Below are 23,586 nucleotides of genomic sequence, written 5' to 3' on the forward strand. Positions count from 1 at the left end.
CGGCGGGCCCAATCAGCCGGCGCCGCAGCGCCGTTCGGTCGTCTGCTGCCCCCCGGGCCTGACGGTTGTGGCAGCGACCAGCCGAGCGTTCCCCTCGACGCCCTGATCAGCGCAACATGCAGGTAACAGATCCCGGTTACATTGACCCACGTCGCGGGGGTATCGGTGGGCACCAGAAGGGCGAGTCACACGTGGCCGACGAATCGAAACATCACCGGCCGCCCAAGACCGTCGTCTTCGCCCTCTACGACAAAGTGACCCTGCAGGACGTCGCGGCACCGCTGGAGATCTTCGCGCGCGCCAACGACTTCGGGGCGCGGTACACGGTCCTGTTGGCGTCGCCGACGGGTCGCGCGGTGGGCACGACGGCGTTCGCCAAGCTCGACGTCGACGTCTCTGTCGACGACGTCCCCGACACAATCGACACCTTGGTGGTCCCCGGGGGCGTCCCCGCGGAGTTCATGTTCACGCCGGGCGTCCACGACATCCCTGAGGAACCGACACCGGACTCGGTCCCGGATGCGATGAGGATGGTGCGCGAGCTCGCGCCGCGGGCTCGCAGGATCGCCTCGGTGTGTACGGGCTCCTTCGTGCTCGCCGCACTCGGTCTGCTCGACGGACGCCGGGCAACCACCCATTGGGCGCACTGCCAGACGCTGGCCCGCTGCTATCCGAAGGTCGAGGTCGACCCCGATTCGCTGTTCGTGCAGGACGGGCCGTTCATCACCGGGGCGGGCATCACCGCGGGGATCGACCTCGCGCTCGCGATGGTCGAAAGCGACTTCGGGCCCGCCGTGGCCAGGCGGGTGGCGCGGTGGATGGTCGTCTTCCTCCAGCGTCCCGGCGGGCAGGCGCAGTTCAGCGTCTGGGCGGAATCGGCGCTGCCGGTCACCGGCGGTCTGCGCGACATCGTGGACTCCGTCATCGCTGACCCCGGCGCCGACCATTCACTTGCGACGCTGGCGGAGCGCGCCGCGGTCAGCGAACGTCACCTGGTGCGGGTGTTCCGGGAACAGGTCGGGATGACGCCCGCGCGGTTCGTCGAGCAGGCCCGCCTCGAAGCAGCCAAGGTGCTGCTCGCGACCGGCGATCAGAGCCAGGATGCCGTGGCCCGCCGCACCGGGTTCGGCTCACCCGACACCCTGCGGCGGACCTTCCGGCGCAATCTTGGTATCTCACCCGGCATGTACCGAAATCGGTTCCGCACCAACGGAATCGGCCAGTAGACGAGCTCGGCGCATGCCGAGGTGGTCACGGACGCTCGCCCCGTAGTGCAGCCCGCTGCGCCGGGCTGCGGCGCGAAACGATTCCCCGGCGAGAACCAGCGCGACGGCGTTCTCCATGCGGACCTCGTGCACGTACTGACGCAGCGTCATACCCATCTGCGCTTTGAAGAGCCGTGTCAGATGTCGCGGGCTGATACCGAGTTGCGCTGCCACGGTGTCGAGCTCGTAATGTCCGGCGGGATCGACGTTGACCGTCTCCAGCAGTCTGTCGATCTCGGGATGCTTCGGGCGCGGCGTCCGGGCCGCCACCGAGATCTGTGGGTGGCCTTCCATCCTTCTGCCGAACACGACCAGGTCCTTGGAGATCTCCTGTGCCACAGCGGCTCCGTGGTCATCGCAGACCAGCGCGAGGGCCAGATCGATACCCGCGGCGACGCCCGCCGAGGTCCACACGTCGCCGTCGCGGGTGTATACCGATTCACGGTCGACGATGACCGACGGATGACGCGCGGCGAACGAGTCCAGATGGCGCCAGTGCGTCGTCGCCCGCTTGCCGTCGAGCACCCCCGCCGAGGCGAGCGCGAACGAACCGGCGCATACGGAGGCGACGCGCCGGGCGCGCGCGGCGAAGGAACGGATCGTCCGGATCAGGTGCCACGGCACGCCGTCGGTGATCAGGCTCTCGCTGCCCGGAACGAGCAGCGTGTCGACCTCTGGAGCCAGGGTCGAGGCGGGGGCCGCCTCCACGATCAGCCCTGATGCGCACCGGATCGTCGTCGCGTCGGTCGTCGAGTAGAGCCCGAAGGAGTAGCGGAAGCCCAGTGCCCTCGCAACGTCGAACACCTCCAGCGGTCCGGTGACATCTAGCGCGCGGACCCCATCGAAGACCAGCACCGCAATGTGCGGCTGGCCGCGGACGGAGTTGTTCATGGCGACAGCGTGACCGCGACGGTATCTCTGCGCGTCCCGATGTCCGGAATTGCAGTCGACGTGTCCGGGACGGTCGGCCGATGTCCCGTTTCACCACAAACCTGTCGCAAGCGGCCGCCATCGGAAAACCGCCGGTTACCTCCCGGAAATACCGTGCCGCCACCGTTGTTTCGAGAGGCACCGTTGTTTCGAGAGGCACCGTGGTTCGCGAGGCACCGCTGTTCGCAAGACGAGGAGGGACTGGATGGATTCGAGGTCTGCGCTGACGCTGAGCATCGGTGTGCTCGGCGGGGTGGCGGTGGCTTTCACGGCCACGGTGATCACCGTACCGATCTGGGTGGTGTTCCTGGCTTGGGCGTCGTTCTTCTTCGTCGGCGGAGGTCCCGCCGGCTGGGTGAGGTCGGTGTGCTCCAACCTGGTGGGCGTCGCGATCGCGTGCGCAAGCCTGTACGCGGCCCACCTGCTGGGCGGCAGCCTCACCGCGACGGCCATCGCCGTGGGCGTCGGCAGCGCCGTGATGGTGCAGGCCTCGTGGGTCGGTCTCCTGTCCACGACCCCGGCGGTCGTGGTCGGGTTCGCCTCGACCGTCTCGACCGTTGCGGGGACGGGCCAATTGGTCACCGCAACAAGCATTTCGCACCCGGGCTTGGTGGCGGCGTGTGCGTGCGTGCTCGGCGCGACGTTCGGTATCGCGTCCGAATACCTGGCCACCGCAATGACGCGTACGGCGCCCGCCGGCCGCCCCGACACGGAAGGCGCAGCAGCATGAAACTGCAGCACTATCTCGGCGGGCTCGAGGGCCTGCCGCAGCCGCTCGATCTCGAGAAGCGGGTGTTCGTCCAAGACTGGGAAAAGCGCATCTTCGGCATCCACGTCGCGATGATGGGTCTGAGCAATCATCTGGGCTCGGCCCTGCCCGAATACCCGATCGACGACGTGCCGACTAAGTTCCACGACGAATGGACCTGGGCCTCACTGCGCACCGGCGCCGAAGGCATGAACCCGTTCGACTACTTCAAGTTCCGCTACTACGAGAAGTGGCTCGGCGGGATCAGCCAGTTCTTCGTCGACAAGGGCTACGTGTCCGAGGCCGAGATCAGCGCGCTTTCAGGCGCTTCCGACGCGCCGACGGGGTCGGGAGACCCGGCCATCGACGATCAGGTGATCGACTATCTACGCCGCGGTGACAGCCCGCGTCGCGATGTCGCCCACCCGAAGTTCGCCGTCGGGCAGCAGGTGCTGATCGCCGACGTCCCCGCTGCCGAGCACACGCGGCTCCCCGGCTATCTGCGCGCCAAAGTGGGGACCGTGCAACGGATCTTCGAAGGCGACTACGGTTACTTCGTCGCCACCGGGGACGGCATCGGTGACCCGATGCCGATCTACATCGTCGAGTTCACCCCGCAAGAGCTGTGGGGCCCGCGGGCCGAACCGGGCGCCAACAGTCTCTACGCCGAATTGTTCGAGGCGTACCTGAAACCCGTCGAGGAGGACAAGTGACCGACCAGTTCGCCTACCCGTCCGACCGTGAGAAGCTCAGCGCCGACAGGGTCGCCGCGTTGGAACGGCTCCTGATCGAGAAGGGCATCATCACCACCCAGACGGTCGACAAGGTGCTGGCCTACTTCGAATCGGAGATGACACCGCTCAACGGCAAGAAGATCGTCGTCAAAGCGTGGACCGATCCCGACTTCGCCGCGCGCGTGGTCGGCGACACCCCCGCCGCCATCGCCGAGCTGGAGCTCCCCGAAGGGATGGCCGGTGCCGAGGGCGAACATCTGCAGGCCGTCGCCAACACCCCCGGGGTCCACAACCTGGTGATCTGCACATTGTGCTCGTGCTTTCCCTGGCCGGTTCTGGGCCTGCCGCCCTACTGGTACAAGGATCCGGTGTTCCGCGCCCGTGCCGCACGCGAGCCTCGCACTGTGCTCGCGGAGGTGGGCGTCGAACTACCGGACGACACGGAGATCAAAGTCTGGGATTCATCCGGGCACTCACGGTGGTTCGTCATACCCGAACGCCCCTCGGGGACAGACGGTTTCACCGACGAGCAACTCATGGATCTGGTCACCACCGAGTCGATGATGGGTGTCGCGCTGGCAGGGCAGGCGTCATGAAGCTGCACACCACCTGCACCACCGACCAGGCCGCACCGTCCTTCGACCACGAGTGGCAGCGCAGGGCTTTCGGTCTCGCCCTCGCACTCTCAGAGTTCGGGCACTACCCGTGGAGCGAGTTCCAACAGAGCCTCATCGACACCATCGGCGCCTGGGAGGCGTCGCCGGAACCTGTTCGGGGGCAATGGGAGTACTACGACCACTGGGTCGCCGCTCTCGAACACGTCGTCGACCAACGGTCGATCCTGTCGGCACCCGAAGAGCTTCACGACCACCACTAACTTCGAGAAGAACGGAACAGCCATGCACATTGAGCCAGGTTTGGTCGACGGCGCGAAGATCGTCCTGAGTTACGCCACCGCCGCGGGAGCAGGTACGTATGCGCTCAGCACGGCGTGGAAACACGTCAAGGAGCGTGGCGCGTCGTCGCTGCTCCTGGGTACCGCGCTGACGACGGCGGTGGTGTTCGCGTTCTTCGAGGTGTTCCCACACTTCCCCGTCGGGGTGTCCGAGGTGCACCTCATCCTGGGGTCAACCCTGTTCCTGCTCTTCGGTGTCGCGCCGGCAGCGGCCGGGCTGGCCCTGGGCCTGCTCATCCAGGGCCTTCTCATCGCGCCGTTCGACCTACCGCAGTACGGGATGAACGTCACCACCTTGCTGGTGCCGCTGTTCGCGCTGCAGTATGTGGCCGGCAGGGTCATAGCACCCCAGACCCGATACGTAGATCTCAAATACCGTCAGGCACTGACACTCTCGGTGACCTACCAGGCCGGCATCGTGTCGTGGGTGACGTTCTGGGCTCTCTACGGGCAGGGTTTCTCACTCGAAACGGTCACCAGTGTGGCCACGTTCGGCGCCGCGTACCTGCTGGTGATCGTTCTCGAGCCGGTGGCTGACCTGGCCGTGCTCGCCGCGGCCAAGACGGCGCAGCGCTTCCGCGACGGTGCGTGGCTTGAGCCGCGCCTGTTCGATCCCGCCTGAGAATCAGGCGGCGGAACTGCGCGGCCGGGCGCAGCTGACCGGCGCGGGCGTCGAGACAGGCGTCTGCGCCGGCACAGCCTTGCGCTGCTTGCCGCGGGCATCGCGCTGGATTCGGCGGGCGAGCACCCGGTCGTCGCGTTTGGTCAGCGAACGGCTGCGGTGCACCAGGAGGTCGAGCTGCTGCCAGCTCAGCCCGTCGAGGTCGCCGTCGGAGTCATGCGTGGCGATCACGACGGAGCCGCGCAGCAGCGGCACCGACTTCGCGGTGAAACCTGTTGTCGCCAGGAATAGTTCGGTCGCCGCGAGGTTGACGCGGCGTTGGCAGCCATGTGTCGACGGGCTGAACCAGAAATCGAACTGGCGGTCCGTACTGGTCAGGCAGTACAGGCCTTGGTCGTGCATCAGTTTTTCGATGTCGGCCTTGGTGTAGGCACGGGTCTCATACACGGCGCCGCGGGCGCTGCAGTAAAGCACGGTGTTCATGGCGATGTCCCATTCGTCTCTTTCATCGGTTCCCTGGATGCGCGGCGCGCCGCCGCGCTGTTAATGGAGTTACCCATGTGACTTTTGAGACAAACGTTGATATCGAAACGGCAACGACACCTCACCAACGCCGTCGCAGACGATCGCGGTAGTTACGGCCGTCCGGGTCGTACACCGCGCGGTACATGGGTTCGGCCCATATCCGGGTGAGCGCGCCCAGGCGCTCAGGCTGGTGCGGACGCAGTCGTCCCGGCGGACGCGGACCTGTCCGGCCTCCGTCATGCCAGTCCTGCAGTGCCTGCGCCGACCGGATGACGGCGGACACCGCATCCGCAGGATCGACGAGATCGTCGTCCTCGCTCCCGTCCTCTGCGCGGTCGAGGTGCTCACGCAGGAGGCGCAGTCTGAGGTCTCGGGCGAATTCACCGGTGTCGTCGAGCACCGCGCATGACAGTTCACTGTCGTGCGTCCAGGACCGCCGATTGAAGTTGTCGCTGCCCACCGAAGCCCAGACGTCATCGATCACGCACACCTTGGCATGAACGTAAACCGGTGTGCCCTCGTGGTTTTCGAGATCGAAGACGTGGACGCGATCGGGGTCGGCCTGCCGGCACGTCTCGATGGCCTGCTGGCGTCCGACCTGATTGGGCGGTAGTGCCAGACGTCCGTCGACATCAGGGTGCCGCGGAACCACCGCGATGAGATGCAGGTCGGGGTTGGCCCGCAGCGCCTCGGCGAACAGTTGCGACACGTTCTTCGACCACAGGTACTGGTCCTCCAGATAGATCAGCCGCCGCGCCCGCCGCAGCGCCTTGGTGTAACCGCGAGCGATGCTGAATTCGCCGTGCGGCGCGAAGTCGAACTCGAAGTGTGCGTCAGGGTAGGTGCGCAGGACCTGCACGGAGTGTGGGCCGCACACCGGCGGGTCGGGTGGCTGCGGAGGCAGCTCGCCGGGACTGAGATCCGCGCGCCGCAGTTTGTCGACCACCCACGCGATGGGCGAGAGCATGTCCAGCGGCGCCGGATCGGTCCACCGTTCGCGGAACGTCGTGTCCAGCGCGCCCACCGCTGGGCCGTGGATGCAGAGCTGGACGTCGTGCCACGGCGGCCGATCGCCGTAGGCGGACGACATCTGGACGGCTTGGGCGTCACCGCGGTGATGAGCGTCGTCACGGCGGGAATGGCACAGGTCGATGCCGCCGGCGAACGCGACATCGCGCTCGGGCGCACGCGGGTGGCGAATCACCACGAGCTTCTGGTGGTGGGAACCTCCGAAGCGCACCCGCTGATCCAGGAGCACCTCGCCGCCGGCGGCTTCGATGGCATCCCCGAGATGCTGGTTCTCTTCCTCGCTGTAGGCGAACTTGTCCAGGTGCGACCGCCACATCAGGCCCTTGACCACGACACCGCGGCGGGCGGCCCGGCAGAACAGCTCGGCGATGGTCGGACCTGCGTCGCGCACCTTCTCGTCGGGGTCGCCGCGCCAGTCCGTGAAGAACAGCTGATCACCTGCGCCGAGAGCCTCGACCTCGGTCGCCAACCGGTCGAAGTACGTCGCGCCGTGGATCAGCGGCTCGACGCGGTTTCCCGCGCTCCAGTCGGGGATCGACGTCGCAAGATTGCCGCGCTCGCCCGCCGCGAGAAACCAGTCCTTCATCACGGTGCGCGGATACCCCGTTTCAGGCGGCGCGCAGGTGCTCCGCGGCGCTGCGGTTGGTCAGGGCCCGCCAGGGCTGCCACCGGAACATCCCTGCGCCCTGGGCATAGGACAGGTGGCCGCCCAGCGCCCCGCCGACGCCGATCGCCCCGAGCCCCAGCAGCAGGTAGGCGCGGCCCGCGCGCTGCCGTTCGCGGCCGTAGGCCCGGTAGGACAGCGACAACAGCGCGGCTCCGACGGCGTTGGACAGCGCGTGCACCAGCCCCACTCGGCGCTGCCTGCGGTCGAGTAGCGGATAGTCGGCCCATCCGGCCAGCACCGTGGGCGGGGTCGCCGCCAGTCCGATCCCGATCAGACGCCGCGCCGTCGTGGCGTCCTTGAAGCCGGCGTCGAACACCGCTGCCGCCATCCACGTACCGATCGGGACGGTGACCAACAGCGGGTGGACGGGGTGGCCCAGCCAGGAGCCGCGGAGTAGATCGGCCAGGCCGGCGCGGTCGACGATGCGGTCGGCGAGGTGTGCCGCGACGTCGGTGGTGTCATCGAGGGAATCGGCGTCCTCGACTCGGGCGAGAAGTGCGTGCAGGCTGCTCATGCAGCGGATCTACCCGGTGCGGCGGCGACCAATCGAGAAAATCCGCGGGCGATGTCGAGATTGGGGTGACGGCTCCGTCCCAGGGGTGAGCGACCAGCGAGGGTCGCCGATCTGACAAGGAGAAGTTCATGGCGAAATACCTGTTCCTCAAGCACTACCGCGGCGCCCCGGCGTCGGTCCACGACGTCCCGATGGACCAGTGGACGCCCGAGGAGATCGAGGCGCACATGCAGTACATGCAGGATTTCGCCGACCGGCTGCGTGAGAGCGGCGAGTACGTGGACAGCCAGGCACTGATGCCCGAAGGCGCGTGGGTCCGCCACGGCGGCGAGGGAAAGCCGCCCGTCACCGACGGGCCGTTCGCAGAGACCAAAGACCTGATCGCGGGTTTCATGATCGTCGACGTCGACTCCTACGCGCGTGCGGTCGAACTGGCCGGGGAGCTGTCCGCCGCGCCCGGCGCCGGTGGCAAGCCGATCCACGAGTGGCTCGAGGTGCGCCCGTTCATGAGTGGCACGCACCTGCCCGCCGAGTGATGGCGGTCGACGAGGCGCAGCTGCGGGACCTGATTCCCGGCGTGTTGGCTGCCCTCGTCCACCGCGGGGCGGACTTCGCCACCGCGGAGGACGCTGTGCAGGAGGCGCTGATCCGCGCGCTCGGATCGTGGCCCGACAACCGCCCCGCCGATCCCAAGGGCTGGCTGATCACCACGGCGTGGCGGCGGTTCCTCGACCTCGCCCGATCCGACGCGGCGCGCCGTGACCGCGAGCGGCGCGCAGCCGACGGCCGGCATCGGGGCCCGCGGGACCGGCCGACGACACCCTGGATCTCTACTTTCTGTGCGCACATCCGAAGCTGAGTCCGGGCTCAGCGGTCGCGCTGACGCTGCGGGCCGTCGGCGGTCTCACCACTCGTCAGATCGCCCAGGCCTATCTCGTGCCCGAAGCCACGATGGCGCAGCGGATCAGCAGAGCCAAGCGCGCTGTCGCCGATGTACGTCTCGACGAACCCGGGGACCTTCGCACCGTGCTCAAGGTGCTGTACCTGGTGTTCAACGAGGGCTACACCGGCGACGTCGATCTCGCCGCGGAAGCAATCCGGCTGGCGCGCCAGCTTGCGGCGCAGACCACCGACGAGGAAGTGTCCGGGCTGCTCGCGTTGTTCCTTCTGCATCACGCGCGGCGCCCGTCGCGAACCCGCGCCGACGGCAGCCTGGTTCCGCTCGCGGATCAGGACCGCAGCCTCTGGCGCACCGATCTGATCGCCGAGGGCGTCGCCGTGCTGCAGGCGGCGCTGTCGCGTGACCGCCTCGGCGAATACCAGGCGCAGGCGGCGATCGCGGCGTTGCACGGCGACGCCCGGACGGCCGAGGAGACCGACTGGGTGCAGATCGTCGAGTGGTACGACGAGCTGGTCCGGTTGACCGACAGCCCGATCGCGCGCCTGAACCGGGCTGTCGCCATCGGTGAGGCCGACGGACCGCGCGCCGGACTGGAAGCGCTGTCCCTGCTGGACCCGGCGCTACCCCGCTACACCGCGTCGGCGGCATACCTCCACGAGAAAGCCGGGGACACCGCGCTGGCCGCCCGGCTCTACGCCGAAGCAGCGGGGCAGGCGCACACCGTCGCCGAGCGCAATCACCTCACCCTGCGGGCAGCGACTCTGCGCCTCGCCGGGCGCAGCGAGCCGAATTCACGCGGTGAGCACCAGCGCGACGACGATGGCCAGGGCGAAAGCCGCAGTGCCATAGCCCAATAGCAGCACCGCGGCCCGCGGCGGGGGAACGTGCCGGCCGCCGTCTCGCACGCGTCGCGACCTCATGTAGCCGAGGGCGAACACGCCCAGCGCGAGCAGACCGGCGATCGAGGCAAGTGCGACCCGTCCCGCGTGGAGCGGGCCGTGGGGTCGCAGCAGCACCAATGCGCCGCCGACCAGGAATCCGAACGCACTGCGTTCCCACGACAGCTGCGTGCGCTCCACCTGCAGACCGGGTTTCACGGCCTGCCCGGCGGCCAGATGACGAGCACGATCAGGACTGCGACGGTGATGACGAAGATCCCCGCCGCGAGCAGGGCCGGGATACGCGTGCGAGGAAGATCGTCACCGCGGCGCATCGCGGTCTGCACCCGCTGCCATCGCCTGACGGCCAGCAGCGCGAGGACGCCACCCCCGGCGGTCAGAACGATGCTCAGCGCGTGCCGCACTCCCGCGATGCCGAAGGCGGGCAGGAACTGAACGACGGCGATACCGCCGGCGATCAGCGCGAGGGACGTCCGGATCCACGCGAGGAAAGTTCTCTCGTTGGCCAGCGTGAAACGGTAATCCGGTTCCTGCTCGCCGCTCACGGCTCGACGGTATCCGGTAGTCGGCGGGCCGTCGGCAGGAATAGCCTTCGGTCATGAACTTCGGGATCTCCACGTTCGTCAACGACGACACCATCGACACCGTGTCGCTGGCACGCGCGATCGAGGAGCGGGGCTTCGACTCGCTCGCGGTCGCCGAGCACACCCACATCCCGGCCAGCCGTGAGTCGGCGTATCCGCTCGGTGGGGACCTGCCGCAGATCTACTACCGCACGCTCGACCCGTTCGTGACGCTCGCCGCCGCGGCAGCCGTCACCTCGACGATCGAACTGATCACCGGCATCGCGCTGCTGATCCAGCGCGATCCGATCATCACCGCGAAGGAGGCCGCCAGCATCGACGTGCTGTCCAACGGCCGCTTCGTGTTCGGTGTCGGCGCCGGCTGGAACATCGAGGAGCTGCGCCACCACGGCACCGATCCCAAGACCCGTGGCGCGCTGCTCGACGAGCGCATCGAGGCGATCAAGACGCTGTGGACCGACGAGCCTGCCGAATACCACGGCAAATACGTCGATTTCGACTCGTCATACCTGCGGCCCAAGCCGGTCCGCGAGCCGCACCCGCCGATCCTCATCGGCGGTGACTCCGATGCGACCGTGAAGCGGATCATCCGGCACGGGGCGGGCTGGATCTCCAACCCGCTGCCGGTGGACAACCTGAAGCGGCGTGTCGATCAGATCCGCGACGCGGGCGGACACGATGTGCCGCTGACCCAGTTCGGCACTCCCGCGAAACCCGAATACTGGCATGCGGTCGAGGAACTCGGCTTCAGCAGGCTGGGCATCCTGCTTCCCACCAAGCCTCTCGACGATTCCTTGCGCCTGCTCGACGATTACGCCGAGCAGGTCGCAAAGTACCGGGGTTAGGTCCCCATCGCGGCGGCGCGGTCGGCATCGGTGAAACCGGTGGACCGGCCGGCACGGGCCGATGCGATCCATGAACTCGCCGCCGCACTCACCGCGACGGTGCTCATGTAACTGGAGTCGTTGTAGGTGATGGCATCTTCGGCGGCGACACCCATGCGGGCGCCAACCTCGACCGCGTCGATGTTGGACCCCAGGAAGATGAAGCGCCAATTCCATTGGTCGCGTTGCTGGTTGATCAGATCGCGAACCGACTCCCAGCTCCATTCGGCACTCGAGTTCTCCATGCCGTCGGTCATGATCATGCAGATCACCTGTCCGGGCCGCTCGTCTTCCGGCAGCGCCGAGAGCCGTTCGCCCACCTCGGTGATGAACCGTCCGGCGCTGTCGAGCAGGGCGGTCATTCCCCGTGGGGCCACGACGAATTCAGGCACGCTACCGATGTCGGTCGGCGGATAGAGCAACTCGTAGACCGTGTCGAATTGGGCGAGCGTCACCTCGCACGTACCAGGCTGGCGGCGCTGCTCGTTGATGAGTTCGCGCCAGCCGTCCTCTGTCGCCTTCTTCGATGTCTCCATCGATCCGGAGCGGTCGAGCAGAGCGGCGATCAGGGTTTTGTCGGGATTCGTCACAGGATGCCTCCAGCGCAGCGTCGATCGGCTATCCGGCTTCATCGGCGAGGAGGCACAAGGTGATTGCTCGTTTCGCCACCGGCATCAACGGGCGGGGCACCCGCGATGATCAGTGCGCAGTGCCCGGCGGAGGGGCGTGGCGCTGATCACATTCTACGCTCGTGAGCGTCAGCGCTCAGGGCCCTCGTATCGCTGCGCAACCGCCACCAGCTCGTCTCTGATGGTCGAGTGGGGCATCGAGGCAATCCGTGCGTAGAGACGCCGCCGATCACGGTTGATCTGACGGGTGGCACGGTACTGCGCGAACATCTTGGGGGCTCCTGTGTGGTGGATCGGACCCTGTCCATGGTCCGTGTTACATCTGCGTAAATCAAACCGCTGACGTGTGATTTTGCGGACAGAGAGCGGGCTCACATACCCCTGAGGCTCAGTCCAGCCGGCCGGCGTTCACCACGCGCAGCACCGCCGCTCCCTCTTCGTCGGAGGCTTCGAGGTCGACCTCGACATCGAAGCCCCAATCATGGTCGCCCGCAGGGTCGTCGAGGATCTGCCGCACCCGCCACACGTCGCGCTGTCTGTCGAAGATGAGCAGGGCCGGTCCGCGGGCGTCGGCGCCGGTCCCCACGTCGTCGTGTTCGGCGAAGTACTCGTCACCGATCTCGCGCCAGCGCTCGGCACCCAACCCGGACCGGCCGTCGAGCGCGGCGAGCTCGTCCCACCGTTCCCGTGCGAACAGGTCCACCCTCCGGAACAGCGCGTTGCGCACCATCGCGGTGAATGCCCGCTCGTTCCCGGTGAGCGGACGCGGACGCGCGGGCACCGCTGGAACTCTTTCTAAGGGTGCGCCAGCCTGTTGGTCGGGGCTGGTGAGTTGTTCCCATTCGTCGAGCAGGCTTGAATCGACTTGTCGCACAAGCTCGCCGAGCCACTCGACGATGTCGGTGAGTTCCTCGGTGCGTGCTGCGGCGGGCACACCGGAGCGCAGCGCCTTGAACGCATCGGACAGGTAGCGCAGCACCGCCCCCTCCGAGCGCATCAGCCCGTAGACGCTGACGTACTCACGGAAGGTGAAAGCCCCTTCCCACATCTCCCGTGCAACGGACTTGGGGGACAGCTTGCCGTCCGCCGCCCACGGATTGCTCTGCAGATACACCTCGAACGCGTGGCCCAGCAGTTCGGCCAGCGGCTTGGGGTAGGTCACGTCGTCGAGCAGTTCGATCCGCTCGTCGTACTCGATTCCGTCGGCCTTCATCTGCGCGACCGCTTCGCCCCTGGCCTTGTTCAGCTGGGCCGCCAGGATCTGCCGCGGGTCCTCCAGCGTGGCCTCGATGACCGAAAGAACGTCCAGCGCATACGTTTCCGACGTGGAGTCCAGGACGTCGATCGCGGCCAGCGCGAACGTCGACAACGGCTGGTTCAGCGCGAAGTCGGGCGGCAGGTCGACCGTAAGGCGGTAGCGCCTCCCGTCGGGCTGGTCGTCCGCCGCGCCCACCCTTTCCAGAACACCGGCCTGTAGCAGCGAGCGGGCGATCCCGACCGCCTCGCGGATGAGCCGCAGCTGCTTCTTGCGCGGCTCGTGGTTGTCGGTGAGCAACCGCCGCATCGCTTCGAACGGGTCGCCCGGTCTGTCGACGACGTCGAGGATCATCGCCGTGGTCACCCGCATGTGGCTCGCCAGCGCTTCCGGTGCGGCATCGATGAGCCTGCTCATCGTCGACTCGCTCCACGGCACCATCCCCTCGGGAGCTTTGCGGCGCACCAGCTTTCGACGCTTCTTCGGATCGTCGGCGACCTTCGCGAACTGTTTGAGGTTCTCCACCTCGTGCTCGGGTGCCTGCACGACGACGGTGCCCGCGGTGTCGAACCCGGCGCGCCCCGCACGCCCGGCGATCTGGTGGAACTCGCGTGCACTCAGCAGCCGTGTGCGGGTGCCGTCGTATTTCGACAGGGCCGAGAAGACGACGGTCCGGATGGGGACGTTGATGCCGACGCCCAGGGTGTCGGTGCCGCAGATGACCTTGAGCAGACCCGCCTGCGCGAGCTGCTCGACCAGCCGGCGGTACTTGGGCAGCATGCCCGCGTGGTGCACGCCGATGCCGTGGCGCACGAGCCGTGACAGCGTCGAGCCGAATGCCGAAGAGAAGCGGAACGCGCCGATGTGGTCGGCGATCGCGGCCTTCTCCTCCTTGGAGCTGACGTTGACGCTCATCAATGCCTGCGCCCGTTCCAGCGCAGAGGCCTGCGTGAAGTGGACGACATAGGCCGGCGACTGCTTGGTGTCGACGAGCTCCTGGATGGTCTCGTGCATGGGCGTCGTCGCGTACGAGTAGTACAGCGGCACAGGACGTTCGGCGTTGGCCACGAGTGCCGTCGGCCTGCCGGTCCGACGGGTCAGATCCTCCCGCAGGAAAGTGACGTCGCCGAGCGTGGCCGACATCAGCAGGAACTGGGCATTCGGCAACTCCAGCAGCGGTACCTGCCACGCCCACCCGCGGTCGGGGTCGCCGTAGAAGTGAAACTCGTCCATCACGCACAGCCCGATGGCGGCGTCCCGGCCCTCGCGCAGCGCGATGTTCGCCAGGATCTCCGCGGTGCACGCGATGATCGGCGCGTTCGCGTTGACGGCCGCGTCCCCGGTGAGCATCCCGACATTGGCGGCGCCGAAGACGTCGCACAGGGCGAAGAACTTCTCACTGACGAGCGCCTTGATCGGCGCGGTGTAGTAACTCGTCGCACCTGCCGCCAGCCGTGCGTAGATGGCGCCGGTCGCGACGAGGGATTTTCCCGACCCCGTCGGCGTCGCCAGGATGACGTTCGCGCCGCTGACCAATTCGATCAGCGCCTCCTCCTGCGCCGGGTAGAGGGTCGTGCCCGCCGCCTCGGCCCATGCCGCGAACGATGCGAAGAGTTCGTCGGCGTCGCCATCGGTGGGCGGTTGCAGGAGAGCGGTCGAGTTCATCAGGGATACACCCTGCCAGGTTTGCCGAACGGCGCCGTTGTCAATATCACTTCGCATGGCGGGGTTCGGTGATGTCCTCGAGTGGGTCAAGCATGAGGTCGGTGCGCGCGTACCGAAGGCTGACCTCGATCAGCGCGATGCCGACTACATCCGTGAGCAGCTGCCCGGGCTTTGGCTGCTGGCTTCGCTGTACTTCCGGGCCGACGTGCGCGGCCTCGACCGCATCCCGGCGGATCGCCCGGTGCTTCTCGTCGGCAACCACAGCGGGGGCAACCTGCCGCCGGACACGTTCGTGTTCACGCTGGCGTTCTGCTCGTACTTCGGTGTGGAGCGGCCGTTCTACCAGTTGGCGCACAACCTCGTGGTGTCGATGCCGGGCCTGGGCTCGCTGCGCAAGTTCGGCACCGTCGCCGCCAACCATGACAATGCCACCCTCGCGCTGAAATCCGGCGCCGCGCTGCTCGTCTACCCGGGCGGCGACTACGAGGTGTTCCGTCCGTCCTGGAAGCGCCACGAGGTCGACTTCGGCGGTCGCAAGGGTTACGTGAAGCTGGCCCGCGAAGCCGGTGTTCCGATCGTGCCCATCGCCAGCGTCGGTGGCCAGGAGGCGGCGCTGTTCCTCGACCGCGGGCAGTGGTTGGCCAAGCTGCTGAGGGTCGACAAGGTCGCGCGGCTCAAGAGCGTCCCGATCCTGCTTGCGCCCCCGTGGGGGTTGGCCGTCAGCGACATGGTGCCCCGCCTGCCGCTGCCGACGAAGATCGTGATCGAGGTTCAGGAGCCGATCGACGCCGACGACATCGCCGCCGGCGACGACGACGGCATCCACGACAGAGTCGAGAGCGCCCTGCAGTCCGCCGTCGACCGGCTGGCCGCCGAACGGCGCTTCCCGGTGCTCGGCTAGGAGAGGCTCATGAGGCTTTCGCGCAGCGTGATCGTCGACGGAGAACCCCACCTGGTGTGGAAGCACATCAGCGATCCGGGCTGCTATCCGGAGTTCATGGCGAGCCTGGAGCGGTGGGAGGTTGTCACCGAGGGCCCGGTCGGGGTGGGGTCGCGGTACACCGTGCACTGGAAGGTCGGATCGGTGCCGATCGGCGGCGTGATCGAGGTTGTGGAGTTCGATGAACCCCGCGACCTGGCCTGGATCGGGATCACCGGGGTGACGCTGCGCGGGCGTTTTCGCATGCGCGACCTCGGGGACGGCCGCACCAAGGTGACGTTCCGGCTCGCCTATGAGGCGCCCGGCGGACTGCTCGGGTTGATCGCCGACCGGGTCGCCGCGAACCAGGTGGGCCGCATCATGGATAAGACCGTCAAGCAGCTCAAGGCCCTCGTCGAGGGCTGACATTCACTTCCGCGATGGGGGAAAGTACATCTCCTGGCGCACCGTGCACACCAGTTCACCGCTGCGGTTGAACATCGTGCCGCTCGCCAACGCGAGGGTGTCGGTGCTGCTCGGCGAGGACTGTTCATAGAGGAGCCAGTCCGTCAGGTCCGCGGCGGCGTGGAACCACACGGAGTGATCGCGCTGGGCGGACACGGAGATGCCACCGCGTGCGGCGTACGCCGGTTCGGTCAAGGTGACCGCCGACAGGTAAGCGACTAGCGACGCCGTCAGCACGGGGTCGTCCGGTACGTCGCCGTCGGGCCGCCACCAGATGCGTGACATCGCAGGCGGCGCGGTCTCGACACCGACGATGCGCCTCTCGAACCAGCGCAGGCTGGCCCACAGGCCGGGGGTGTTGTCGTCGGCCTCGGCGAAATGAGGCGCCACCTTCGGCAGCGACTCCGGTGGCGCGACCTCGGGAACCGGCGGCTGGTAGAGGACGGGCTCCGCCCTCGTCTCACGCGGGGCGGACGTGAACGACGACATCGCCTCCAGCAGGATCTCCTCCCCCTGCCGAGCGGTCACGCGGCGCGCCGAGAACGTCCGGCCTTCCTGAAGAGGCACCACCTCGAACGTCACCGTCTCGCGGGAATCGCCGGGTCGCAGGAAGTACGTGTGCACACTGTGCGGCGTGCGGCCCGGCGCCGTCAGGCTCGCCGCCAGCAGGGCCTGCGCCGAAATGTGGCCGCCGAGAATGTGATTGGCGGGGGCGGGCAGCTGCTTGCCGACGAACTCAGCCGTATTGACGCGCTCGAGCTGCATGGAGGCGAGGACATCGCCCAGCGAGGAGGACACGCGAACATCTTGCCTAAGCGCTGCGCAGGGTCAGCAGCGTGATCTCGCTCGGTGCGAACACCCGGAACGGCGGGCCCCAGAAACCGGTGCCGCGGCTGGTGTAGAGCTGGGTCCGGTCGCCGTGCCTGCTGAGCCCGTGCACGACCGGCTGCTCAAGACGCACCAGGAAGTTGAACGGCCAGATCTGACCGCCGTGCGTGTGCCCGGACAACTGCAGGTCGACGCCGGCGCGGGCTGCGTGCGTGACCTGCTTGGGCTGATGCGCCAACAGAAGTACCGGCGACTCCGGGTCGGCGCCCGACAGCGCGGTCGCGAGGTCCTGGCCGTGTCCTCGGACCCCGGAACCGGCGGCGGTGGCGTCGTCCACACCTGCGATCACGAGCTGGTCACCGCCGCGCTCGATCGTGAGATGCCGGTTGTGCAGGACATCCCAGCCTGCCCGCGCCATGTAGTCGAGCCAGCCCTGGGCTTCGCTGAAGTACTCGTGATTGCCCGTGACGTACACGCGGGTCGAGGTGGCCCGGACCGACGCCAGGGGCGCGGCCTGGTTGTCGCGGATGTCGGCCGTGCCGTCGGCGATGTCGCCGACGTGGCAGACCACGTCGGCGTCGAGTTCGTTGACCCGTTCGACGACGCCCGCCGACCACCGGGACCGGTCGATCGGCCCGTAGTGCGTATCGGTGATGACCGCGACCCGCAGGCCGTCGAGCCCGTGGCCGAGGCGGGGAAGGGTCACGTCCAGGGCCTTCACCCGAGGCACCCGCATGGCTTCGGCGTAGCCCCAGACGAGGAGGACCACGGTGACGGCCAGGACGGCGGCGGCGACGATCCGCGAGCGCGTCGGGTCGGCCACTCCGGCCACCAGCAGGACGAGCTCGAGCACCTGGCCCAGCACCGACCAGACGAACAGCACCCATGCGGCGCCGAGCAGCGCGTCGCCGAGGGCGGCCGTTCCGTCACGCCTCCGGCCGTGGCCCGACAGCATCAGCATCGGCAGTCCGGCGAAGGCGGCGACGAAGAGGATCGTGCCTGCGACGACGACCGCGGTCGGCCATGCCGCACCGCCCACCACCAGCGTCGCCCACGGCACCCCGAACAGCAGCAGCATGATGGTCAGCACGACGGCGACGCGGCGCCAGCGACGTCGTCGGCGGGGCGCGGGTCCTGCAGCCTCTTCCACTACCTCGGCCGGATTCTCGGTCATCTACCGAAAGTACCGGCGGGCGATTCCGTCCCGAGCTGTCCGCGGTGTTGAATGGTGCAGGGAGGTTTACACATGAGTGCTGTTTCGTTAATCACCGGTGGCGCGGGCGGCATGGGTCTGGCGACGGCGAAGATCGTCGGCCGCGACCACGCCGTGGTGCTGTGCGACGTCAGGCAGGACCGCCTCGATGCGGCTGAGGCTGCGCTGAAGGGTCTCGGAGTCGCCGTCACCGCGGTCAACTGCGACGTCACCGACCGGCAGGCGGTGCGCGCGCTCTTTCAGACCGCTGCCGCTGCCGGCGATCTCACTTCGGTGATCCACGCTGCCGGCGTCAGCCCCAGCATGGGTGACGCCGAGTACGTGATGCGCACGAACGCGATCGGCACCCTCAATGTCGGTGAGGAGTTCCACGCGAGCGCCGGCGGGGGCGCCGCGATCGTCAACGTGGCATCGATGGCGGCGCACATACTGCCCGCCGAGATCATCCCGACGGCGAAGTTCCCGTTGGCTCTTCAGGACACCGATCAGTTCATGACCGAGATGCTCGCGGCGTGTTCGATCGTGCCCGAGGAAGCTCGGTCGGGCATCTCCTATGCGGTGAGCAAGAGCTTCGTCCGGTGGTACTCGGTGGCGCAGGCCGAGCGGTTCAACGCACGCGGGTTGCGCATTGTGTCGGTGTCGCCGGGATCCGTCGACACCGAGATGGGCCGCCTGGAAGAGAGCGCGGGCGCTGGCGCGATGGTCGTCGACGCCGCCGTGCCGCGGTGGGGCAGGGCCGAGGAGATGGCGGAGCTGTTCGCGTTCTGCGCGAGCGACAGGGCGGGCTATCTCACCGGCACCGACATCCTCAACGACGGCGGTGTCGTCGCGTCGATCACCGAGCGGAGCCGGGTGGCCGCCGCCGGAGCCTGATGGTCCCGCTGTTCTTCGTTGTCGGGGCCATCTCGCAGTACCTCGGGGCGGCGATCGGCGTCTTCCTGTTCGACACGACGAACCCGGCGACCGTCGCCTGGCTGCGCGCGGCGGGGGCCGCGGCAGTCCTGCTCGCATGGCGCCGGCCATGGCGTCGCCGCTGGACCACACGGATGGTGCTCGCGGCGACCGCGTTCGGCCTGGTGACGCTCGCGATGAATGTCGCCTTCTACGAGGCGATCGCGCGCATCCCACTCGGCACCGCGGTCGCGATCGAATTCGCCGGACCTGTGGTCGTCGCGACCCTCGGATCGCGGCGCACGCAGGACTTCCTCGGTGTGGTGCTCGTCGCCGCAGGTGTCTACCTCGTCGCCGGTGTCGAGACCGACGTCGACTGGGCGGGAGTCGGATTCGCGCTCCTCGCCGCGGCGCTGTGGGCGGGATACATCCTGCTGGGCAAGTGGGTCGCCGACGCCGGCGACGGAATCGATTCGCTCGCAGTCGGAATGGCCTCTGCCGCCGTGGTGTCCGCGCCGCTGCTGCTCGGTGTCCAACTGGCCGGGGATGCATCGGTTTTCGCCGACCCGCGCACGTGGCTGCTGGGTGTCGGGGTCGGCCTGCTGTCCAGTGCGATCCCTTACGCATTGGATCAACGTGTGCTCACCCGCATCGGCCGCGAACGTTTCGCACTGTTGCTCGCACTGCTGCCCGCCACCGCGGCCGTCGTCGGCGCGGTCGTCCTGGCGCAGCGGCCCACCATCGGCGAAGTCGCCGGTATCGCGCTGGTGATGCTGGCCCTCGTGGTCACGGCCAGGCCGATAAGATGGCCGCGTGCGTAGCCACGGCTGGGGTGGCAACACCCCGGGATCCGACGAGGAGGCGATCGACCGCATCCTCAATGCGGCCGACAAGATCATCGCCGACCGCGGTTCTGCGATGCGGATCGCCGATGTCGCCCGCGAGCTCGCGGTCACCCGCCAGACCGTCTACCGGTATTTCCCGAGCACAGATGCGCTGCTCGTTGCGTGCGCGATGCGTTCAGCCGACGGCTTCCTCGACCAGCTCGCCGCTCACCTTCGCGGCTATGACGAGCCGGCGGCGGCGATGGTCGAAGGTGTCGCCTTCACCATCGAGGCCCTCGCCGACGACGACACCATCGAGTTCCTGTTCAACCAGCGCGAACGGGGGGGCCGCGAACGGGCGAGCGTCCCGTCCATCACATCGGACACGGCCCGCGCGTTCGGCAAGGCGCTTCTGCATCGGCTCGAAGTCGACTGGGAGGCATACGGCTACGACGAGGTCGCGTTGGACCGACTGGCCGAATTCGGGCTCCGCTCCATCCACTCCCTGCTCCTCGACCCCGGCAGCCCGCCGCACCAGGGCGACGAGCTGCGCGAGTTCCTGACCCTGTGGCTGGGCCCTGCGGCAACCCGGCTGCAACGGACACGATCGGCGGCCTCCTGATGAGCTGTTGTCACGACAGCGACGCCGACGGCGCCTTCACCGTCGACGCCTCGCGGATCACGTTCGGCCGCGGTTGCCTCGCCGAGGTCGGCGATCGAGCCAGGGCGCTCGGTGTCACGCGTGTAGCGCTGTTCTCCGATCCCGCCGTCGCTGCGTTGGCCGTTTTCGACACGGTCGCCCGCTCGCTGCGTGATGCCGGGATCGACGTCGTGCCCTACACCGAGGTGCGGGTCGAACCGACCGACGAATCCTTCCGGCAGGCAGCCACTTTCGCATCCGAGACCGGAGCCGACGGGTACATCTCGGTCGGCGGTGGCTCCGTGATCGACACGGCCAAAGCCGCCAACCTGTATGCCACCCATCCGGCCGACCTCCTCGAATACGTCAATGCCCCAGTGGGTTCGGCCAGCCCGGTGCCGGGCCCGCTGAAGCCGCACATCGCCTGCCCCACGACGTCGGGCACCGGCAGCGAGGTCACGGGGATCGCGATCTTCGACCTGCTGTCGATGCACGCCAAAACCGGCATCGCCTCACCGGCGCTGCGCCCCACCGAAGCCCTCGTCGACCCCGACAGCACCGACACACTGCCCGCCAGCGTGGTCGCGTGCAGCGGACTCGACGTGCTCTCGCATGCGCTGGAGTCCTACACCGCACGCCCCTACTCGCGTCGCACCGCGCCTGCCCGGCCCAGCCAGCGGCCGATGAGCCAGGGCGCCAACCCGTGGAGCGACCTGGGGTGCTTCGAAGCGCTGCGCCTTCTCGGGATCTATCTGGATCGTGCCGTTGCCGACGCGTCCGACCGGGAGGCCCGCGAACAGGTCATGTGGGCCGCGACACTGGCCGGTATCGCGTTCGGCAATGCCGGAGTACACCTGCCGCACGCAATGGCGTACGCCGTGGCCGGGCTGGTGCGCGAGTTCCGTCCCGAGGGCTATCCCGACGCCGAACCCCTGGTGCCCCACGGGATGTCGGTGATCCTCAATGCGCCCGCGGCGTTCCGACTCACCGCGCCCACCGACCCGGGGCGTCACCTCGCGGCGGCCGCTCAACTCGGGGCCGACGTCCGTGGCGCCGCGCCCGAGGACGCCGGCACGGTCCTCGCCGACCACCTCGTCGGCATCATGCGCACGGTGGGCATGCCGAACGGACTGGGCGGCGTCGGCTACACCGACACCGACAGCCCTGCGCTCGCAGACGGTGCGTGGCCGCAGCAGCGACTGCTCGGCAACGCGCCGATCGAGGTGGACAAGCCGTTGCTGGACAGCACGTTTCGCCAGTCCATGCGTTACTGGTGACCGGCGATGACGACGCCAGGGCACCGCGCTGCCGACTACCGATACTTCGTGCCGATCACCACCAGGTGGATGGACAACGACGTGTACGGCCACGTCAACAACGTCACCTATTACAGCTACTTCGACACCGTCGCGAACCACTTCCTGATCCGGGAAGGCGGCCTCGACATCCACACCTCACCGGTGATCGGCCTCGTGGTGGAATCGAAGTGCTCCTATCTGGCGCCGGTGGCCTACCCGGACGAGCTTCGGGCGGGACTTCGCGTCGACAAGCTCACCAACCGCTCGGTGACCTACGGGGTCGCGATCTTCGGTAGCAGCGAGGAGGCCGTCGCGCACGGATATTTCGTGCACGTCTTCGTCGATCGGGAGGCCCGCAACGCCGTCCCGATCCCGGACCGGATCCGTGCCGCCCTCGCGACGCTCGTCGCCGACGGGGACAACCCGTGAGCGCTGCCGGGCGGCTCAACACGGCTCAGCGCCGCGCCTGGCTCAACTACATGAGGGTTTACCACCGTCTCGAGTATGAGATGAACCGTCAGCTCCAAACCGATTGCCAGATATCGCTTTCCGATTACACGGTGATGAACGCTCTGACGCTGGGCGCCAATTCGCGTGCACATCTCAACGTGCTGGCCACCACCATCGGCTGGGAGCGCAGCAGGCTCTCCCACCACGTGGAGCGCATGAGTCGACGAGGCCTCGTCGAGCGCACGCCGTCCGAATCCGACGGAAGGGCCACCGACGTGGTGCTGACGGAGGCGGGCAGAGAGGTCTTCGAGGCGGCCGCCCCGAAACATGCGGCGTGGGTCGGGACGGTGTTCTTCTCCGACATCGACGGCGAGCAGCAGGACCAGCTCGCCGACATACTCGGTGCGGTCTACGAGTCGATCCTGCGGCACGGCACACTGCCGCGGCCGGACCTCGACGAGGACCGGCCGCGGGGGGCTTGACTCAGAGCTGCTCTGCGCCGCCGTCGACGAACAGCTCGGTCCCGGTCACGAAGCTGCTCAGATCGGAGCCCAGATACACGACCGCCGAGGCGATTTCGTCCGGCCTGCCGAGACGCCCGAGCGGGACGTCGGCGGTCAGCTGATCGAGGAGTTCCTGCTCGCCGCCCGCGGGGGCGAGCTCTTTGAGGCCGCGTGTCTCGATCGGGCCGGGTGTCACGGTGTTGACGCGGATGCCCCGCTCGGCGAGCTCTGCGGCCCACGTCCTGCCGAGGGACCGGATCGCGGCCTTGGACGCCGCGTAGGCGCTGAACGACGGGGTCCCGTTGTGGGCGGCGGTGGATCCGGTCAGTACGACGGATGCGCCGGGGTTCAGCAGCGGCAGCATCTTCTGCACCGTGTAGACGGTCCCGTAGACGTTGGTGCCGAAGGTGTCGGCGAGATGCTCGGGGGTGATGTCGGGCAGCGCGGCGAATTCGCCTCCACCGGCGTTGGCGAATACGACGTCGAGCCCACGCCCGTGCGCCCGAATGGCGTCGACCACCGCGTCGAGGTCCTCCGGGCGTGACACGTCACCCCGGACGCCAGTGGCCTGCTCGCCGATCGATGCGACCGCAGCGTCGAGTGTCGACTGGTTGCGACCCGTCACGAAGACATGCGCGCCCTCGGCGGCTAGTCTCTGCGCCGTGGCCAGGCCGATGCCCGATGTTCCGCCGGTGACGAGTGCTGTCTTGTTGTTGAGAAGTTCCATACCGACCATAACTTCGGTGACA

Annotated in this window: 27 protein-coding genes and 1 pseudogene; 17 read left to right on the forward strand and 11 right to left on the reverse strand. The window is 68.0% G+C overall.

The features are described 5' to 3' along the window. Positions 1-191: 191 nt before the first annotated feature. Entirely contained in the window at positions 192-1,226 is a 1,035-nt protein-coding gene (locus ACAG24_RS00940; protein WP_370470826.1) for a GlxA family transcriptional regulator, read from the forward strand. Here the strand turns inward: ACAG24_RS00940 and ACAG24_RS00945 are convergent. Beyond that, the gene (locus ACAG24_RS00945; protein ID WP_370470827.1) at positions 1,176-2,156 is read right to left on the reverse strand and encodes a GlxA family transcriptional regulator; all 981 of its coding nucleotides are present in this window, start codon (positions 2,154-2,156) and stop codon (positions 1,176-1,178) included. The two genes, ACAG24_RS00940 and ACAG24_RS00945, sit on opposite strands and share 51 nt — an antisense overlap. Positions 2,157-2,400: 244 nt before the next feature. Here ACAG24_RS00945 and ACAG24_RS00950 point away from each other — a divergent pair, with 244 nt between their 5' ends. Genes ACAG24_RS00950 through ACAG24_RS00970 form a run of 5 tightly spaced genes read left to right on the forward strand, consistent with a single transcriptional unit; the run spans position 2,401 to position 5,254 of the window. Continuing rightward, the gene (locus ACAG24_RS00950; protein WP_370470828.1) at positions 2,401-2,925 is read left to right on the forward strand and encodes a DUF1097 domain-containing protein; all 525 of its coding nucleotides are present in this window, start codon (positions 2,401-2,403) and stop codon (positions 2,923-2,925) included. Further along, complete coding sequence (nthB, locus tag ACAG24_RS00955) at positions 2,922-3,656, forward strand: nitrile hydratase subunit beta (protein ID WP_370470829.1); 735 nt, start codon at positions 2,922-2,924, stop codon at positions 3,654-3,656. Before ACAG24_RS00950 ends, nthB begins: the two co-directional genes overlap by 4 nt. Continuing rightward, a complete protein-coding gene (gene nthA, locus ACAG24_RS00960) occupies positions 3,653-4,273 on the forward strand; it encodes a nitrile hydratase subunit alpha (protein ID WP_370470830.1) in 621 nt (206 codons plus the stop codon). The genes nthB and nthA overlap by 4 nt, the downstream gene beginning before the upstream one ends. Further along, a complete protein-coding gene (locus ACAG24_RS00965) occupies positions 4,270-4,554 on the forward strand; it encodes a nitrile hydratase accessory protein (RefSeq protein WP_370470831.1) in 285 nt (94 codons plus the stop codon). The genes nthA and ACAG24_RS00965 overlap by 4 nt, the downstream gene beginning before the upstream one ends. Positions 4,555-4,576: 22 nt before the next feature. After that, positions 4,577-5,254: an energy-coupling factor ABC transporter permease gene (locus ACAG24_RS00970; RefSeq protein WP_370470832.1), complete on the forward strand. Its 678-nt coding sequence runs from the start codon at positions 4,577-4,579 to the stop codon at positions 5,252-5,254. A 3-nt stretch (positions 5,255-5,257) separates the two neighbouring features. Here ACAG24_RS00970 and ACAG24_RS00975 read toward each other — a convergent pair whose 3' ends face one another. From ACAG24_RS00975 to ACAG24_RS00985, 3 genes are all read right to left on the reverse strand, one after another. Then, positions 5,258-5,737, reverse strand: coding sequence for a hypothetical protein (locus ACAG24_RS00975; RefSeq protein ID WP_370470833.1), 480 nt, complete (start codon positions 5,735-5,737; stop codon positions 5,258-5,260). A gap of 121 nt (positions 5,738-5,858) precedes the next feature. Next, positions 5,859-7,394, reverse strand: coding sequence for a phospholipase D family protein (locus ACAG24_RS00980; RefSeq protein ID WP_370471744.1), 1,536 nt, complete (start codon positions 7,392-7,394; stop codon positions 5,859-5,861). Between the two features lie 22 nt (positions 7,395-7,416). Continuing rightward, complete coding sequence (locus tag ACAG24_RS00985; RefSeq protein ID WP_370470834.1) at positions 7,417-7,989, reverse strand: DUF2231 domain-containing protein; 573 nt, start codon at positions 7,987-7,989, stop codon at positions 7,417-7,419. 128 nt (positions 7,990-8,117) lie between these two features. Here ACAG24_RS00985 and ACAG24_RS00990 point away from each other — a divergent pair, with 128 nt between their 5' ends. Next, positions 8,118-8,525, forward strand: a complete 408-nt coding sequence (locus tag ACAG24_RS00990; RefSeq protein WP_370470835.1) for a YciI family protein — start codon at positions 8,118-8,120, stop codon at positions 8,523-8,525. Beyond that, a pseudogene (locus ACAG24_RS00995) lies at positions 8,525-9,747 on the forward strand (RNA polymerase sigma factor). The gene ACAG24_RS00990 and the pseudogene ACAG24_RS00995 overlap by 1 nt, the downstream one beginning before the upstream one ends. On the opposite strand, the gene ACAG24_RS01000 reads toward ACAG24_RS00995, so the two are convergent. Both ACAG24_RS01000 and ACAG24_RS01005 read right to left on the reverse strand, forming a co-directional pair. Then, on the reverse strand, positions 9,682-9,987 hold the full coding sequence (locus ACAG24_RS01000; RefSeq protein ID WP_370470836.1) for a DUF202 domain-containing protein: 306 nt from the start codon (positions 9,985-9,987) through the stop codon (positions 9,682-9,684). The pseudogene ACAG24_RS00995 and the gene ACAG24_RS01000 sit on opposite strands and share 66 nt — an antisense overlap. After that, on the reverse strand, positions 9,984-10,334 hold the full coding sequence (locus ACAG24_RS01005) for a YidH family protein (protein ID WP_370470837.1): 351 nt from the start codon (positions 10,332-10,334) through the stop codon (positions 9,984-9,986). The genes ACAG24_RS01000 and ACAG24_RS01005 overlap by 4 nt, the downstream gene beginning before the upstream one ends. Before the next feature lie 53 nt (positions 10,335-10,387). On the opposite strand from ACAG24_RS01005, the gene ACAG24_RS01010 reads away from it, so the two are divergent. Next, complete coding sequence (locus tag ACAG24_RS01010) at positions 10,388-11,218, forward strand: LLM class F420-dependent oxidoreductase (RefSeq protein WP_370470838.1); 831 nt, start codon at positions 10,388-10,390, stop codon at positions 11,216-11,218. On the opposite strand, the gene ACAG24_RS01015 is transcribed toward ACAG24_RS01010, so the two are convergent. Then, positions 11,215-11,847 carry a vWA domain-containing protein gene (locus ACAG24_RS01015; RefSeq protein ID WP_370470839.1) on the reverse strand — a complete coding sequence of 211 codons (633 nt, stop codon included), beginning with the start codon at positions 11,845-11,847 and terminating at the stop codon, positions 11,215-11,217. The genes ACAG24_RS01010 and ACAG24_RS01015 overlap by 4 nt on opposite strands. Positions 11,848-12,274: 427 nt before the next feature. After that, positions 12,275-14,806 (reverse strand): DEAD/DEAH box helicase, encoded by a 2,532-nt coding sequence (locus ACAG24_RS01020; RefSeq protein ID WP_370470840.1) that lies wholly within the window; start codon positions 14,804-14,806, stop codon positions 12,275-12,277. Positions 14,807-14,861: 55 nt separating this feature from the next. Between ACAG24_RS01020 and ACAG24_RS01025 the strand changes: the two genes are divergently transcribed. Both ACAG24_RS01025 and ACAG24_RS01030 read left to right on the forward strand, forming a co-directional pair. After that, positions 14,862-15,707: a 1-acyl-sn-glycerol-3-phosphate acyltransferase gene (locus tag ACAG24_RS01025; RefSeq protein ID WP_370470841.1), complete on the forward strand. Its 846-nt coding sequence runs from the start codon at positions 14,862-14,864 to the stop codon at positions 15,705-15,707. Positions 15,708-15,716: 9 nt separating this feature from the next. Beyond that, complete coding sequence (locus ACAG24_RS01030) at positions 15,717-16,151, forward strand: SRPBCC family protein (protein ID WP_370470842.1); 435 nt, start codon at positions 15,717-15,719, stop codon at positions 16,149-16,151. 3 nt (positions 16,152-16,154) lie between these two features. Here ACAG24_RS01030 and ACAG24_RS01035 read toward each other — a convergent pair whose 3' ends face one another. Both ACAG24_RS01035 and ACAG24_RS01040 read right to left on the reverse strand, forming a co-directional pair. Then, entirely contained in the window at positions 16,155-16,988 is an 834-nt protein-coding gene (locus ACAG24_RS01035) for an acyl-CoA thioesterase (protein ID WP_370470843.1), read from the reverse strand. Between the two features lie 13 nt (positions 16,989-17,001). Beyond that, positions 17,002-18,192, reverse strand: a complete 1,191-nt coding sequence (locus ACAG24_RS01040; RefSeq protein ID WP_370470844.1) for a metallophosphoesterase — start codon at positions 18,190-18,192, stop codon at positions 17,002-17,004. Between the two features lie 72 nt (positions 18,193-18,264). On the opposite strand from ACAG24_RS01040, the gene ACAG24_RS01045 reads away from it, so the two are divergent. Genes ACAG24_RS01045 through ACAG24_RS01070 form a run of 6 tightly spaced genes read left to right on the forward strand, consistent with a single transcriptional unit; the run spans position 18,265 to position 22,816 of the window. Then, positions 18,265-19,104 (forward strand): SDR family oxidoreductase, encoded by an 840-nt coding sequence (locus ACAG24_RS01045; RefSeq protein WP_370470845.1) that lies wholly within the window; start codon positions 18,265-18,267, stop codon positions 19,102-19,104. Beyond that, positions 19,104-19,943 carry an EamA family transporter gene (locus ACAG24_RS01050; RefSeq protein ID WP_370470846.1) on the forward strand — a complete coding sequence of 280 codons (840 nt, stop codon included), beginning with the start codon at positions 19,104-19,106 and terminating at the stop codon, positions 19,941-19,943. The genes ACAG24_RS01045 and ACAG24_RS01050 overlap by 1 nt, the downstream gene beginning before the upstream one ends. Further along, the gene (locus ACAG24_RS01055) at positions 19,936-20,568 is read left to right on the forward strand and encodes a TetR/AcrR family transcriptional regulator (RefSeq protein WP_370470847.1); all 633 of its coding nucleotides are present in this window, start codon (positions 19,936-19,938) and stop codon (positions 20,566-20,568) included. Before ACAG24_RS01050 ends, ACAG24_RS01055 begins: the two co-directional genes overlap by 8 nt. Then, positions 20,568-21,863, forward strand: coding sequence for a hydroxyacid-oxoacid transhydrogenase (locus ACAG24_RS01060; RefSeq protein ID WP_370470848.1), 1,296 nt, complete (start codon positions 20,568-20,570; stop codon positions 21,861-21,863). Before ACAG24_RS01055 ends, ACAG24_RS01060 begins: the two co-directional genes overlap by 1 nt. A gap of 6 nt (positions 21,864-21,869) precedes the next feature. Beyond that, positions 21,870-22,313, forward strand: a complete 444-nt coding sequence (locus tag ACAG24_RS01065) for an acyl-CoA thioesterase (RefSeq protein WP_370470849.1) — start codon at positions 21,870-21,872, stop codon at positions 22,311-22,313. Beyond that, on the forward strand, positions 22,310-22,816 hold the full coding sequence (locus tag ACAG24_RS01070; protein WP_370470850.1) for a MarR family winged helix-turn-helix transcriptional regulator: 507 nt from the start codon (positions 22,310-22,312) through the stop codon (positions 22,814-22,816). The genes ACAG24_RS01065 and ACAG24_RS01070 overlap by 4 nt, the downstream gene beginning before the upstream one ends. Position 22,817: 1 nt before the next feature. On the opposite strand, the gene ACAG24_RS01075 is transcribed toward ACAG24_RS01070, so the two are convergent. Next, entirely contained in the window at positions 22,818-23,564 is a 747-nt protein-coding gene (locus tag ACAG24_RS01075) for an SDR family NAD(P)-dependent oxidoreductase (protein WP_370470851.1), read from the reverse strand. Positions 23,565-23,586 lie beyond the last annotated feature (22 nt).

Source organism: Mycobacterium bulgaricum (assembly GCF_041287165.2).
Lineage (GTDB): Bacteria > Actinomycetota > Actinomycetes > Mycobacteriales > Mycobacteriaceae > Mycobacterium > Mycobacterium bulgaricum.